Source organism: Collimonas fungivorans Ter331, from assembly GCF_000221045.1.
Classification (GTDB): Bacteria; Pseudomonadota; Gammaproteobacteria; order Burkholderiales; family Burkholderiaceae_D; genus Collimonas; species Collimonas fungivorans_A.
Window position 1 is genome coordinate 4,487,351 of record NC_015856.1, and the last position, 14,110, is coordinate 4,501,460.

The 14,110-nt window shown below is 61.2% G+C and carries 14 protein-coding genes; 6 read left to right on the forward strand and 8 right to left on the reverse strand.

All coding sequences use genetic code 11. From position 1 onward, the window contains the following. Nucleotides 1-16: 16 nt before the first annotated feature. Genes CFU_RS19880 through CFU_RS19895 form a run of 4 tightly spaced genes read right to left on the reverse strand, consistent with a single transcriptional unit; the run spans nt 17 to nt 3,876 of the window. Nucleotides 17-787, reverse strand: a complete 771-nt coding sequence (locus tag CFU_RS19880) for an SDR family oxidoreductase (RefSeq protein ID WP_014007787.1) — start codon at nt 785-787, stop codon at nt 17-19. Between the two features lie 21 nt (nt 788-808). After that, a complete protein-coding gene (locus tag CFU_RS19885; RefSeq protein WP_014007788.1) occupies nt 809-1,516 on the reverse strand; it encodes a histidine phosphatase family protein in 708 nt (235 codons plus the stop codon). A gap of 30 nt (nt 1,517-1,546) precedes the next feature. Next, the gene (locus CFU_RS19890; protein WP_014007789.1) at nt 1,547-2,626 is read right to left on the reverse strand and encodes a phosphotransferase family protein; all 1,080 of its coding nucleotides are present in this window, start codon (nt 2,624-2,626) and stop codon (nt 1,547-1,549) included. Continuing rightward, nucleotides 2,623-3,876 carry an acyl-CoA dehydrogenase family protein gene (locus CFU_RS19895; protein WP_041742517.1) on the reverse strand — a complete coding sequence of 418 codons (1,254 nt, stop codon included), beginning with the start codon at nt 3,874-3,876 and terminating at the stop codon, nt 2,623-2,625. The genes CFU_RS19890 and CFU_RS19895 overlap by 4 nt, the downstream gene beginning before the upstream one ends. A 252-nt stretch (nt 3,877-4,128) precedes the next feature. Between CFU_RS19895 and CFU_RS19900 the strand changes: the two genes are divergently transcribed. Next, entirely contained in the window at nt 4,129-5,034 is a 906-nt protein-coding gene (locus tag CFU_RS19900) for a LysR family transcriptional regulator (RefSeq protein WP_014007791.1), read from the forward strand. Between the two features lie 37 nt (nt 5,035-5,071). On the opposite strand, the gene CFU_RS19905 is transcribed toward CFU_RS19900, so the two are convergent. Beyond that, the gene (locus CFU_RS19905) at nt 5,072-5,437 is read right to left on the reverse strand and encodes a helix-turn-helix domain-containing protein (protein WP_014007792.1); all 366 of its coding nucleotides are present in this window, start codon (nt 5,435-5,437) and stop codon (nt 5,072-5,074) included. A gap of 93 nt (nt 5,438-5,530) precedes the next feature. Between CFU_RS19905 and CFU_RS19910 the strand changes: the two genes are divergently transcribed. Then, complete coding sequence (locus CFU_RS19910) at nt 5,531-6,295, forward strand: SDR family NAD(P)-dependent oxidoreductase (RefSeq protein ID WP_190275186.1); 765 nt, start codon at nt 5,531-5,533, stop codon at nt 6,293-6,295. A 222-nt stretch (nt 6,296-6,517) separates the two neighbouring features. Here the strand turns inward: CFU_RS19910 and trpS are convergent, their stop codons facing one another. The 3 genes from trpS to CFU_RS19925 form a co-directional block, all read right to left on the reverse strand. Beyond that, a complete protein-coding gene (gene trpS, locus CFU_RS19915; RefSeq protein WP_041742518.1) occupies nt 6,518-7,552 on the reverse strand; it encodes a tryptophan--tRNA ligase in 1,035 nt (344 codons plus the stop codon). A gap of 133 nt (nt 7,553-7,685) precedes the next feature. Further along, a complete protein-coding gene (locus CFU_RS19920) occupies nt 7,686-8,633 on the reverse strand; it encodes a Tim44 domain-containing protein (RefSeq protein ID WP_014007796.1) in 948 nt (315 codons plus the stop codon). A gap of 218 nt (nt 8,634-8,851) precedes the next feature. Next, a complete protein-coding gene (locus CFU_RS19925; RefSeq protein ID WP_148264903.1) occupies nt 8,852-9,235 on the reverse strand; it encodes a hypothetical protein in 384 nt (127 codons plus the stop codon). Nucleotides 9,236-9,342: 107 nt separating this feature from the next. Between CFU_RS19925 and CFU_RS19930 the strand changes: the two genes are divergently transcribed. From CFU_RS19930 to CFU_RS19945, 4 genes are read left to right on the forward strand one after another with little or no spacing between them, the layout of a single operon-like run. Further along, entirely contained in the window at nt 9,343-10,086 is a 744-nt protein-coding gene (locus CFU_RS19930; RefSeq protein WP_014007797.1) for a response regulator transcription factor, read from the forward strand. 11 nt (nt 10,087-10,097) lie between these two features. Continuing rightward, entirely contained in the window at nt 10,098-11,654 is a 1,557-nt protein-coding gene (locus CFU_RS19935; RefSeq protein WP_014007798.1) for a sensor histidine kinase, read from the forward strand. 23 nt (nt 11,655-11,677) lie between these two features. Next, nucleotides 11,678-11,956, forward strand: coding sequence for a DUF4212 domain-containing protein (locus CFU_RS19940; RefSeq protein WP_041743718.1), 279 nt, complete (start codon nt 11,678-11,680; stop codon nt 11,954-11,956). Further along, nucleotides 11,953-13,989 (forward strand): sodium:solute symporter family protein, encoded by a 2,037-nt coding sequence (locus CFU_RS19945; RefSeq protein ID WP_014007800.1) that lies wholly within the window; start codon nt 11,953-11,955, stop codon nt 13,987-13,989. The genes CFU_RS19940 and CFU_RS19945 overlap by 4 nt, the downstream gene beginning before the upstream one ends. Nucleotides 13,990-14,110 lie beyond the last annotated feature (121 nt).

Below are 14,110 nucleotides of genomic sequence, written 5' to 3' on the forward strand. Positions count from 1 at the left end.
TCCTGTTGGTTCCCGATCAGTTGAGCAGATAGCCGCCGTCGACATTCAAACAAACCCCGGTGGTGTAGCTGGCCGCAGGCGACACCAGGTACAGCACGGCGCCCGCCATTTCATTCGGCTGGGCGACGCGGTTCATCGGAATATGCTGCAGCGCCTGCTTCAGGATCGCCGGGTTGTCGATCAGGGTGGCGGCAAACTTGGTTTCAGTGAAACCCGGCAGCAAGGCATTGACGCGCACGCCGCTGGCGGCGCATTCCTTGGCGAAGGACTTAGTCATCGAAATCACCGCCGCCTTGGTGATCGAATAGATGCCCTGAAACACGCCAGGCGTGACGCCATTGACCGAGGCGACATTGACTATCGCGCCGCCGCCGTTCTGCGCCATCAGCTTGGCGCCGTAGGACGACATGAAAAAATAGCCGCGGATATTGACATCGACGGTTTTCTGGAAAGCTCCCACATCGGTTTCGGTGATCGGCCCGAAATGCGGATTGGCGGCAGCGTTGTTGACCAGGATATCGAGCCGTCCATGCTTGCTGCTGATGGTTTGGTACAAGGCCTCGATCTGCGCCATCTCGCCGATGTGGCAAGCGATGGTTTCGGCCGAGCCGCCCGCGGCCTTGATTTCCGCCACGACTTTCTCGCATGCCTCCGCCTTGCGGCTCGATACGATCACGTGCGCGCCCTGTTGCGCCAAGAGCTTGGCGATGGCCTCACCGATGCCGCGGCTGGCGCCGGTCACCAGCGCGATCTTGTCCTTCAAGTCAAAAATGGCTGTACTGCTCATGTTGTCTCCTTTATCTGTAACTCATCTGTAACTCACTAAGGCCGGATCGCATCCAGCTACCAGGTGCGAAAAATTGTTCAGGTAGCTCAGGCTGACGCGCCCCGGCCGGTATAACAGTTTGGTGACGCCGGTATTAACCAGCGACCAGTTCAAATCGAAAATCTGCCGGTCCGGGATCGCCAGCAGCTGCTGGCAAATCACGCTGATCGGCCCGCCGGAAGTAAACACCCAGGCCGTCTGGCCCTTGCCCAGCTGCGCCAGCAGGCGGGCCAGGGCCGCGTTGCAGCGTTCCTTGAATACCGGCCACGGTTCGCTGTATTCGGCGTCATGTTCGCCGCTGACCCAGCGCGCCACCGCATTCACGAATACCCTCTGGAAGGCGCGTTCAGGATGCTCCTGCTGCTCCAGGTAGGCAGAGAACAGGCTGTCGGCAAAGCGCGGCATGAAGCGCAGCAGTATTTGCTTGTGATCGAATTCGTCGAATCCCGGGTCTTCCAGCACCTGCAGCTCCGGTCCTGCAACGTTGCCCGACATGGCGGCCAGGCAGGCTGCGCTGCTCTGCAGTTGCCGGCGATGGCTGCCTGTCACCAGCAGGGGGATCTGCTGGCCGGTCTGGGCCAGCCACTTGCCCAACAATGCGGATTGTCGCAGGCCCAGCTCCGACAGCTGGTCGTAGTCGGCGGCGCCGAAACTGGCCTGGCCATGGCGCACCAGATAGATAGAGCCCATCTTAAGCGCACTCCAATGACGTGTTCTTGCTCATATGGTCGATTGCGCAATCAGCTTCTTGCATCGCTGCTCCAGGTAATTGGTGACGTGGACAAAGAAGGCAAATTGCGGATTCGTGGTTTGCCCGTGATGGAAACGATAGTAGATTTGCTGCACGATCACGGCCAGGCGGAACAACCCATAGATTTCGTAGAAATCGAAATGGTCGGTGCGGTAGCCGGTTTTTTCACCGTAATAGGCGATCACTTCCCTGCGCGTCAGCATGCCCGGCAAGTGCGTCGGCTGGCGCCGCATCTGCTTGAATTGCGGCTCGTCGTCGGCCTGCACCCAGTAGGCCAGCGTATTGCCGAGATCCATCAGCGGATCGCCGAGGGTCGCCATTTCCCAGTCAAGGACGCCGATCACATGCAGCGGATTCTCAGGATCGAGAACCACGTTGTCGAAGCGGAAATCGTTATGGATCAGGCAGGTGGCGACATCGGCGGCCGGCATCTTGTCTTCCAGCCAGCGCATCACCGTTTCGAAATCGACCGCGTCGTCGGTGCGCGCCTTGCGGTAACGCTCGCTCCAGCCGCTGATCTGGCGTTGCACATAACCCTCGCCCTTGCCCAGATGCGCCAGGCCGGCAGCCTGGTAGTCGACCTGGTGCAAGGCGATCATCTTGTCGACCACATTCAGACACAGCTGGCGCGTATCGGCTTCGCTCAGCACCAGGCCGGGGGGCAACTTGTCGCGCAGGATGATGCCGCGCAGCCGCTCCATCACATAAAAATCGCTGTCCATCACGGCCCGGTCCTGGCAGGTCGCAAACACCTTTGGCACATAGGGATAGACCGGCTTCAGTTCGGCCATGATGCTGGCTTCGCGCAGCATGTCGTGGGCCGATTTGGCCTTGGCGCCGAACGGCGGCCGGCGCAGGATCAGTTCGCGCTCGGCGCCGCTCAGCCGATAAGTCAGCAGGTAAGTCAGGTTGGAAGCGCCGCCCGGAAACTGGCTCACGGCCGGCATGCCTTGCAGGCTGCCGTCGACGCTTTCCAGGAACGCGGCGACCTTCGCCACATCCAGTTCTTCGCCGCTGCGCACGGCGCCGGCCTGGTCGATCAGCGTCATGCCGGCTCTCCCGCAGTAACAACGCTAGCAACACCCACGGCCTTGGCGGCTTGCGCTTTCAGTTCCAGCTTGGCGATCAGGGCGCGGTGCACTTCATCCGGCCCGTCCGCCAGGCGCAGCACCCGGGCGTAGGCAAATAAAGCCGTCAGCGGCAAGTCGTCGCACAGGCCTGCGCCGCCGTGGATCTGGATCGCTTGGTCGATCACCAGCTGCGCCACGTTGGGCGCCACTACCTTGATTTGCGAAATTTCGCTCATCGCCGCCTTGGCGCCGACCGTGTCCATCATCCATGCCGCTTTCAGGGTCAGCAAACGCGATTGTTCGATCGCCATGCGGGCATTGGCGATGATGTCGGCATTGCCGCCGAGATCGGCCAGCGGCTTGCCAAAAGCGCTGCGCGTCAGCGCCCGTTTGCACAGCATTTCCAGCGCCATTTCAGCCGCTCCCAGCGCCCGCATGCAGTGATGGATCCGGCCCGGGCCAAGGCGGCCCTGGGCGATTTCAAAACCGCGCCCCGGCCCGGCGATAATGTTGGCCAGCGGCACGCGCACATTGGTGAAACTGACCTCGCCATGGCCGTAAGGTTCATCCAGGGCGCCAAATACCGGCAGCATGCGTTCGATCTTCACGCCGGGCGTCGCCATCGGCACCAGCACCATCGAGTGGCGCGCGTGCTTGGGCCCGTCCGGATAGGTCAGTCCCATGAAGATCACGAACTTGCAGTTGGGATGGCCGATGCCGGTGCTCCACCATTTGCGGCCGTTGAGCAGCACTTCGTCGCCTTCGACCAGCGCGGTAGCGCGCATGTTGGTGGCGTCGCTAGAGGCGACATCGGGTTCGGTCATGCAGAATGCCGAGCGATATTCGCCTGCCAGCAATGGCTTGAGCCATTGTTCCTGCTGCGCCGGCGAACCGTATTTGGCCAGCACTTCCATATTGCCGGTATCGGGCGCATTGCAGTTGAAGACTTCCGGCGCGATGAACGAGCGCCCCATGATTTCGGCCAGCGGTGCGTAATCGGTATTGCTCAGTCCGGCGCCGAATTCTTCATCGGGCAGGAACAGGTTCCATAAACCCGCTTCCTTGGCCTTGGTTTTCAGGGCCTGCATTACCGGCGGCACATTCCACGGCAGCGGGCCGCGCTTGAGCTGGCTGAAATATTCAGCTTCGGCCGGGAACACGTGCTCGCTCATGAAAGCATTGAGCCGCTCCATGTATTGGCGGGCGCGGGGTGAGTAGGCGAAATCCATGGCATTCCTCAACTGGTAATCGATATTAGGATCCTTTAGGCAGTAAATTGAACATTTGTGCTGGCCGTGGCCGGCGCGCTGCTGCGTTGCCCACCGCTTGCAGTGCTCGCACTGCGGCGCGTCGGGCGCCTTGCATCGCATCCGGCCACGACCGCCCAAATATCCAACTTACTGCCTAACGGGTCCTATGAAGTGTGCCGCAACCGCTATAATTCATCAAATGAATGATTTATATAGACCATAATTAATTCCATGCATATAAGCCGGATCGACCTCAACCTGTTCGTGGTGCTCGACATCATCTACGCGGAAGGCAACATCACCCGCGCGGCCAAGGCGCTCAGCCTGACCCAACCGGCTGTCAGCCACGCGCTGGCGCGCCTGCGCGAACTGCTGGGCGATCCCTTGTTCATCCGGCAAGGTAGCAAGATGCTGCCGACGCCGATGACGCGCTCGCTGATCGGCCCGGTGCGGCAAGCGCTGCAAACGCTGGAGGTCAGCGTCAAACACGGCAACCAGTTCGACCCGACTACCAGCCGCCGCAGCTTCAACCTCGGCTTGCCGGGCGTGCTGGAAGCGCGGCTGCTGCCGCCGCTGATGCAGCTGCTGCAAACCCAGGCGCCCATGGTGGAAATCAATTCGGTGCGGGTGGAGCGACGGCAGCTGGAATCGGAGCTGGCGGCCGGCACGCTGGACATCGCGGTCGACGTCTTGCTGCAACGCCCAGGAGAAATCCGCAGCACTTCTTTATCGCGCGATACGCTGGTGGTGGTGGCGCGCCAGGACCATCCGGCGCTGAAACACGGGCTCGACCTGGAAACCTACCTGGCGCAAAACCACGTCCTGGTTTCCTCGCGCCGCACCGGCCCCGGCGTCGAAGACGTGGAGCTGGCCCGCATCGGCCGCCAGCGCCATATCGGCCTGCGTTGCCAGCATTATTACGCGGCTTGCCAGGTGGCCAGCGTTTCCGACCTGCTGACCACGATGCCGGAGCATTACGCGCACATCGCCAACGTCAACCTGCCGAACCAGATCTGGCCGCTGCCGCTGCCTACGCCGCCGCTGGATGTTTACCTGTACTGGCATGAGAACGCCGAACTTGATCCGGCCAATCGCTGGCTGCGCGGGCTGTTGGGACGATTGTTTCCCCAGGCATAGCCGTCGCCGGGCGGCACGCAGGGCATGCGCTCCTGGCTCAGCTTTTTTTTGCCGGGTGAGTCGTTTGCCATTTGTTGACGCAGAACTCGATGTATTCGCCGATGCGGTTCTGCTCTTCCTCCGGGATGGCAAGGAACGATTCCACGCTGATGCTGAAAGGCCACTGGCCGGAAGCCTTGGTCAGAATCTTCGGGCCGCCTACACCTGTGGCCAGCCAGAATATGTCGACGCCCAGGAATTTGGCGGCGAGCGCCGAATTCTCCGCAGTCAGCGCCTTGGTTTTGCCGGCAATCACCTGCCCGATCGCCTGCACGCTGACGCCGATGCCGTCTGCGAGTTCCTGCCTGTCTTTTTGCGCCAAATGCAAAGCTTCTGCCAGTCGCGCCCCGTAATTATTCATCATCGGTAAAGAATACTTTCAATCATTTAAAGCATGGTTGCAATGTGCACTAAAGAATGCTTTAATTGCGTGTAAAAACTGACAATGATTCTGCCGATGATGAATCCGCTTACCGCCTATTTCCCTCTTAAAAACAAGGTCGCCCTGGTCACTGGCGCGGCGCGCGGCATTGCCTTGCATGTCGCCTGCGCGCTCTCGGCCGCTGGTGCACATTTGGCGATTCTAGATGAACGGCAGCAGGAGGAGAGCATCATCGCCAGGCTGCTCGGCGGCAAAAAGGACAAGGTGCGTTTCTGGCAAGTCGACGTCAGCGACAACGAGGCGGTGCAGCGGGTGATGGCGGCAGTCGAAGCGCATTTCGGCCGCATCGATATCCTGGTCAACAGCGCCGGCCTCGACGCCGGCAGTGCGTCGTCCCGGGAACTGGCGATGCAGGCCAACGTCAACGGCAGCATCTTGTGCAGCAAGCACGTGGCGCCGGCAATGGAACGCGCCGGCGGCGGCGCCATCGTCAACGTCCTGTCGCTGTGCGCCATGGACGGCGGACAGCAGGAAGCGGCGGACCGTGCGGTGCGAGCGGCGCTGCGGATGAACAATGCGCATGCGATGCGCTATGCGATGCAGAATATCCGCGTCAATGCCATCCTTCCGGGCGTGGTGCGGCCGCCTGCGCTGGCCGCAGCCATGCGCAGGCAGGATGACCTGACCCAGGTGCTGGCAGACAGGGCGGAATTGCAGATGCTGACGGCGCGCGGTTCGGCCGCCGATGTGGCGGCGGCGATCCTGTATCTGGCGTCGGATGCCGGCCGCTTTGTTACGGGTAATGAATTGGTGATTGATGCGGGGCCATCACATTGCTAACAACAAGGCTGTTGCTGTTGCCGTTGTTTTTGAAGTTGTGGTTGCTTTTGACGTTGCCGTTGAAGTTGCTTTTGAATTCCGCATGGGGATGTTGCCAAATTAACGTCGAGCGGAGGTCGACTGCCACCATACGCACTCCGTAGCCCGTTAATTGCGGTCAGAGTAATTTTCGCAAAGGGCGCGAAAAAAAACTCTGACCCCAATTAACTACGCTGCGAGCGTTTAGAAGTAAGTTAAACCTAAAGCTGCCTTGACTTCGTCGGCGGTTTTGGCCGCTACTTCGCGCGCCTTGGCGGTGCCTTCTTTCAGGATCTGCATGACATGCCCCTTGTCCTTGGCCAGTTCCTCGCGGCGGGCGCGGATCGGCGCCAGCAGGTCTTGCAGGCAGGCTTCCAGGCGCGCCTTGACCAGGCTGTCGCCCAGGCCGCCGCGCACATAATGCGCTTTCATCTCGGCCAGGCCGGCCTGGTCGGGATCGAAGGCATCCAGGTAGAGGAAGGCGACATTGCCTTCCAGGTGGCCGGGATCCTGCACCCGCAGGTGCAAAGGATCGGTATACACCTGCTTGACCGCGGCCCGGATCTCGTCGGCAGTCGCGCCCAGGTTGATGGTGTTGCCCAACGATTTGCTCATCTTGGCCTTGCCGTCGATGCCTGGCAGGCGACCGATTTCAGGCACCAGCGCCTTCGCCTCGACCAGTACCTCGCGCCCCGCGGTGCGGTTAAAGCGCCGCACGATTTCATTGGTTTGCTCGATCATCGGAATCTGGTCTTCGCCCACCGGCACCAGCACCGCCTTGAACGCCGTGATATCGGCTGCCTGGCTGGCCGGATAAGTCAGGAATCCAGCCGGAATATCGCGCTCGAAACCGCGCAAGCGGATTTCTTCCTTGACCGTAGGATTACGTTCCAGCCGCGCCACCGTCACCAGGTTCAGGTAATAGAAAGTCAGCTCCGCCAGTTCCGGAATCTGCGACTGGATCAGGATCGTCGACAAGGCCGGGTCGATGCCGACCGCCAGGTAATCCAGCGCAACTTCGACCACATTGCGGTGCACCTTGCCGGTGTCGTCCATATTGTCGGTCAGCGCCTGGGCGTCGGCCAGCATGATGAACTGGCGGTAGGTGTGCTGGTAAGCGATGCGGTTACGCAAGCTGCCGACAAAATGGCCCAGGTGCAAAGGGCCGGTCGGACGGTCGCCGGTCAGGATCACGGCAGAACCAGGGGCCGTCGTCGGCAAACTTGTTGGCAAACTCATTGAAATTCCTTTAGCGGTATCCTGAAAACCCCGTATTGTGCCACTACTGGCGCCACTGGCGGGCGCCAAAAGAAAAAGCCGCCGGCGATTGCTCGCCGGCGGCTTTGCTACGGAAGCCGGTTTCAGCCCGGGTTCAGCTCTTTTGTTCGACCTGCTCGATCCCTGCCAGTATCCAGCCGCCCTGCCCCGCGGTCGGCTTCGACAAGTTCCAGACCTCGGAGAACGGCGCGGCAAAAGCTGCATCGTCTTCCTTGATCATGCCGGTGAATTTCACGCTGGCCAGGTATTCGGCGTCGGCAGTCTCGATTCCCAGCAGTTCGGCATCCAGCGACACGACATCGGTATGGTTGTCCGAAGCGCCGCGCTCCTGCAATTGCATGCGCAACTCGGCAAACATTTCCGGCGTGGTGAATTCGCGGATGTCGTTGCTGTCGGCCTTGTCCCATGCGGCTTGCAGGCGCAGGAAATAGGTCTTGGAATGACGCAGGAAACCGGCCGTATCGAAATCGGCAGGTACGCCCCAGGCAGCAACGCCCGCGACTCCCGCGCCTGTCGCCGCCGCTGCAGGCGCGGCGTCAAACGCCGTACGCTGCATAGGCTGCTCGAGGCGCGAAGCGATTTCCGGCGTAAAGCTGGAAGGCGCTTGCGCAGCAAAGGCAGGACGCATGCCGTTGTTGCCGGCTGCGCCGTTGCCCATCTTGCGGCGCACCAGCTTGTAGATGAACATGGCGGCGAATGCGAACAAGGCGATCATGATGATATTGCTGATCATGCCAGCCATAGCGCCGCCCAAGCCCATGCTCGACAGCAAGGCGCCCAGGCCCAGGCCCAGCAGCGCGCCGCCCAGCATGCCTTTCCACATGCTAGGTTTGGCGGCAGCCGCAGCGGCCGGTGCTGCTGCAGCAGCAACTGGCTTGGCGGCATTGCTAGCCTGGTTCTGCGCCGGCGCCGCCTGGCGGTTCATGCTTTGCGATTTTTTGCCGAAGGAACCGCCACCGCCCATGCGCTTGGCTTCAACGGTCGAGATGCCGGCTGACAACGTCATGGCGACGACGATCAGCGCCACAAATAATTTCTTCATACTTTCTCCTGAGATTTGATGCCATCACGGCCATACGGGCCGCTAAGTTTTAAAACTTCGCAGCCATGCCACGAGCTTGAACAACCCGGAATTAAGGCGAGGCGCTAGACGCGCATCGGCCTGCTGCTCAACATCATGGATGGCTGGAATCGCCAGGCAGTTACCCGGCAGATGGGAAGGCGCCTGCCGCCGGATGCAATCGGGCGGCGTAAAGGCGCTTAAGCTCTGGGCGGAGGACCGGCCGGAGGCAGGAACGGGGGCTGGAGCGCTTTATCGTTGCTCAGCGCGGGTGTGGAAGCGATCGCAGCAGCGGCAAATACGAGGGGGAAAGCAGGCACTGTCTCATCGCCGAGATCGACATGCATCTCGATGTCGTCAACTGCGATATCTTCAGAATCGCAAGCGCTGTCCACCCTGCAGGCGGGCGCATCTTGCAAGCCATCATGGAGAATTTCCTGCTGGACTGCCAGCGTCGCCACGGTGTTTGCCTGGGATTCGGTCATGCCTGCAAAGACTTGCATAGGCAGCAGAAACATCAGCAAAAGAATCAGTAAGCGTCGCATCAAAGTAGGAAAGCAGGTCCAGGCCGGATTGAGTGGCAATGATTATACCAAACAGCGGCAATGTTACGTCGACCTTGCTGGGAAGAATGAAACGCCATAGACTACAAGCAGCACCTTTCATCCACCGTACGGGAAACACCTCCATCATGCGCATCCTGCTTGCCGAAGACGACAGTGTTCTAGCCGATGGACTGACGCGTTCGCTGCGCCAGTCGGGTTATGCCACCGACTGCGTGATGAACGGCATGGAAGCGGATTCGGCTCTCTCGACCCAGGATTTCGACCTGCTGATCCTGGACCTGGGCTTGCCCAAGATGACCGGCCTGGAGGTATTGCGCCGCCTGCGCGCCAGGAATTCGCGGCTGCCGGTGCTGATCCTGACTGCGGCAGATTCCCTGGAGCAACGAGTCAAGGGCCTGGACCTGGGCGCCGACGACTACATGGCCAAGCCGTTCGAACTGTCCGAGCTGGAAGCGCGGGTGCGCGCCCTGACCCGGCGCGGCGCCGGCGGCGGCCCTACCGTCATCAAGCACGGCCCGCTGAGTTACGACCAGGTCGGACGGATCGCCTATATCAATGAGCAGATGCTGGACTTGTCGGCGCGCGAACTGGGTTTGCTGGAAGTATTGCTGCAGCGGACCGGCCGCCTGGTTTCCAAGGAACAGCTGGTCGACCACCTGTGCGAATGGGGCGAAGAAGTCAGCAACAACGCCATCGAGGTGTATGTGCATCGCTTGCGCAAGAAAATCGAAGTCGGCGGCGTGCGGATCGCCACGGTGCGCGGCCTCGGTTATTGCCTGGAAAAAATCAGCGAGCCGCAAGCCGCTGCCGCGGGTCCGGCAGCTTCCTCTGCTCCGCTCTCGCCGCTCGACGCCTCCAGCCGCCGCTGACGCTTGCCCTCATGCGCGACGCTCAATCTCTGGCTGCGCAGCCAAACCCATCCGCCGCGCAAACCGAAGAACGGGTGCAGCGCTCCCTGTTCGGCGAAATCCTGGACTGGATGCTGGTGCCGCTGTTGCTGCTGTGGCCGATCAGCATCGCGATTACCTATGTGGTGGCAAAGTCGATCGCCAACCAACCCTTCGACCAGGCGCTGGACGACAGCGTCACGGTCCTGTCGCAGCAGGTGAGCGAAGTCAACGGCAAGGTCCTGACGCGCCTGACCACGCCCTCGCGCGACTTTCTGCGCGCCGACGATGTCGACAATGTGTATTACCTGATCACCGGCCCGCACGGCGAATATATCGACGGCGACCGCGACATGCACTCACCACCTGTAGCCGAAGACGAGCCCGCACACCCGGGCAAGGTCAAGTTCTGGGACAGCTCTCTGCATGGCAGTGATGTGCGGATCGCCTATACCTATGTCGACCTGCGCAACACGGTCGATAACACAGTCGATGTCGCCGCCAGCCAGCAAGAGCGGCCACGGGTAGCGCTGGTGCAAGTCGGGGAAACACTGGAAAAACGCGCCCGGCTGGCGAACGAAATCATCAAGGGCGTGATCCTGCCGCAATTCCTGATCCTGCCGATCGCGCTGGCGCTGATCTGGTTCGCCTTGTCGCGCGGCCTGTCGCCCCTGTCCGAATTGCAGCAGCGGATCCGGGCCCGTCGCCCGGACGACCTCAGTCCCATCGATTCCGGCCAGGTGCCGGAAGAAATCTCGCCGCTGGTGCGTTCGCTCAACGACATGCTGTCGCGTCTGTCGCTGTCGATCCAGACCCAGAAACGTTTCATCGCCGACGCCGCGCATCAGATGAAAACGCCGCTGGCCGGCATGCGCATGCAATCCGAACTGGCGCTGCGGCAGACCAGCCAGCACGATATCCACCGCTCGCTGGAGCAGCTGGCGAAGAGCTCGGAATCGGCGACCCGGCTGGTGAATCAGCTGCTGTCGCTGGCGCGGGCGGAAAACCAGTCGCAGGAAAGCGCGCCGTTTGTCGAAGTCGACCTGTCCGAATTCGCCCGCGCCGTGGTGCAGGACTGGGTCGAGGCTTCATTCGGCCAGCGCATCGATTTTGGCTTCGAACAGGCCGAGCAGCCGGTGCCGGTGCTGTGCAATCCGCTCATGCTGCGCGAGCTGCTGGGCAACCTGATCGACAATGCCTTGCATTACACGCCGGTCGAAGGCCGGGTTACGGTCCGCGTACGCGGCGAGCGGGCGGAAAACTCCACGGCGGGGATAGCGATACTGGAAGTCGAAGATACCGGCCCGGGTATCCCGCCGGCCGAACGCGACCATGTGTTCCAGCGCTTTTACCGCATCCTCGACAGCGGCCGCGGCGGCAGCGGCCTGGGGCTGGCGATCGTGCGCGAGATCGCCCAGCAGCATGACGCCCAGGTAACCATTTCCTATAATCCGCGCAGCAGCGAACCGGAACTGCCGGGCAGCCTGTTCCGCGTCGCCTTCCGTTTGCTGGAAAAACCTGCGCTCGATTTCAATTCGGATTTCCATTGACAACCACCAGACCAGACATGCCCATGCCGAAACCCCGTCCGCACCATCCCGCCAGCCATTGGCAAAGCACCAGACGGCTGACGCTGGGCCTGCTGCTGGTCTGGTTCGTCCTGACGTTCGGCGTCATCTTTTTTGCCCGTGAATTATCCGGCATGCGCTGGTTCGGCTGGCCGCTCTCGTTTTACATGGCGGCGCAAGGACTGGCCCTGGCCTACCTGCTGATCGTCGCGGTATACACCTGGCAGATGCGGAAAATAGACCGCCGTCAGCAAGACCGCCCACAAGACCGAAAATCACAATGAAGGACAGCTCTTTTTTCTGGCGCCTGGTGCGCTATTACGCCTGGTACACCGGCGGCTTCATCCTGTTGCTGGTGGTGCTGGCGATCCTCGAAAAGGAAGGCTTGCCGCGCACCTGGATCGGTTACCTGTTCATGTTCGCCACCATCGTCCTGTATGCCGGCATCGGCATCATGAGCCGCACTTCCGATGTCTCCGAATATTACGTTGCGGGGCGGCGGGTGCCCGGACTGTTCAACGGCATGGCGACCGCCGCCGACTGGATTTCCGCGGCCACCTTCATCAGCCTGGCCGGCGGCCTTTACCTGCAGGGCTTCGACGGCCTGGCCTATATCATCGGCTGGACCGGCGGCTACTGCCTGGTGGCGCTGCTGATCGCACCTTACCTGCGCAAGTTCGGCCAGTACACCATCCCGGATTTCCTGGCGGCACGCTACCGCGGCCACACCAGCAGCAATCCGGTCAGGATATTGGCGGTGGCCGCCACCGTGGTGATTTCCTTCATTTACGTGGTGGCGCAGATCTACGGCGTCGGCCTGATCACTTCGCGCTTCACCGGCGTCGATTTTTCGGTCGGGATTTTCCTCGGCCTGGCCAGCATCCTGGTCTGCTCCTTCCTGGGCGGCATGCGGGCGATCACCTGGACCCAGGTGGCGCAATACGTGATCATCCTGTTTGCCTACCTGATCCCGGTGATCTGGCTGTCGATGGAGCATACGCACAGCCCGGTGGCGCAGGTTTCCTACGGCTCAGTGCTGGCGCAGATCACCAATATCGAAAAAAAGCTCGATGTCGATCCCAAGGAAATCGATGTGCGAGCGATCTTCAAGGCCAATGCGGATGACTACGACGCCCGCCTGCGCGACCTGCCGAAATCCTGGGAACAGGGGCGGATTGAAGCGCAGCGGCAGTTGGAACTGCTGAAACGCAACAACAGTTCCCTGATCGAGATCCGCGCCGCCAACCGCGCCTTGAACAGCTATCCGAAAACACCGGAGGAAGCCGAACGCAAATGGCAGCAGGACAAGGCCAGCAACCTGGCGCGCGCCGAACCGCCGGTGCCGCAGGCGACGCCGTTTCCCGGCGCCACGCGTGAAGCATCCGACATCAAGCGCAACAATTTTCTGGCCCTGGTGTTTTGCCTGATGATGGGCACGGCTTCCCTGCCTCACATCCTGATGCGCTACTACACCACGCCGTCGGTGCAGGAATCCCGCAAGTCAGTGTTCTGGACACTGTTTTTCATCCTGCTGATCTATCTCACCGTGCCGGCGCTGGCGGTGCTGGTGAAATACTATATCTATACCTCGCTGGTCGGCTCCGATTATGCGCACCTGCCGGAATGGGTCTCGTACTGGGCCAATATCGACAAGATCAATCCGCTGGTCAGCATTACCGATTTCAACCATGACGGTCTGGTGCAATTGTCAGAGATCACCCTGGACGGCGACATGATCATGCTGGCGACGCCGGAAATCGCCGGCCTGCCCTATTTTGTTTCCGGGCTGGTAGCGGCGGGCGGACTGGCGGCGGCGCTGTCGACCGCGGACGGTTTGCTGCTGACGATTTCCAATGCCTTGTCGCACGATGTCTATTACAAGATGATCGATCCGCACGCTTCCACCGCCAAGCGCGTCACGGTATCGAAGCTGCTGTTGCTGGTGGTGGCGCTGCTGGCGGCGTATACCGCTTCCCTGAAACCGGGCGATATCCTGTCGATGGTGGGCGCGGCGTTTTCGCTGGCGTCCTCCACCTTGTTCCCGGTGCTGGCGCTAGGCGTGTTCTGGAAACGCGGCAACCAGCAAGGCGCAATCGCCGCCATCGTGGTCGGCTTCGGCACTTGCATCTACTATATGCTGCACACCTATCCGGCGCTGGGCGGTTCGGCCAGCGGCCAGTGGTTCCACATCGCACCGATGGCGGCCGGCATCTTCGGCGTACCGGCCGGCCTGCTGGCGCTGATCGTGGTCAGCCTGCTGACGCCGCCGCCCGATCCGCGCGCGGTGGCGCTGGTGCATCATGTGCGGACGCCTTAGGGGTGTTGACGTTGCTTTTGAGCGTGTCACCGCCGCCACTCCGTAGAACGTCAAATGGGGTCAGAGTAATTTTCGCAAAACCCGCGAAAAAAAACTCTGACCCCATTTGACTGCTGCCGTG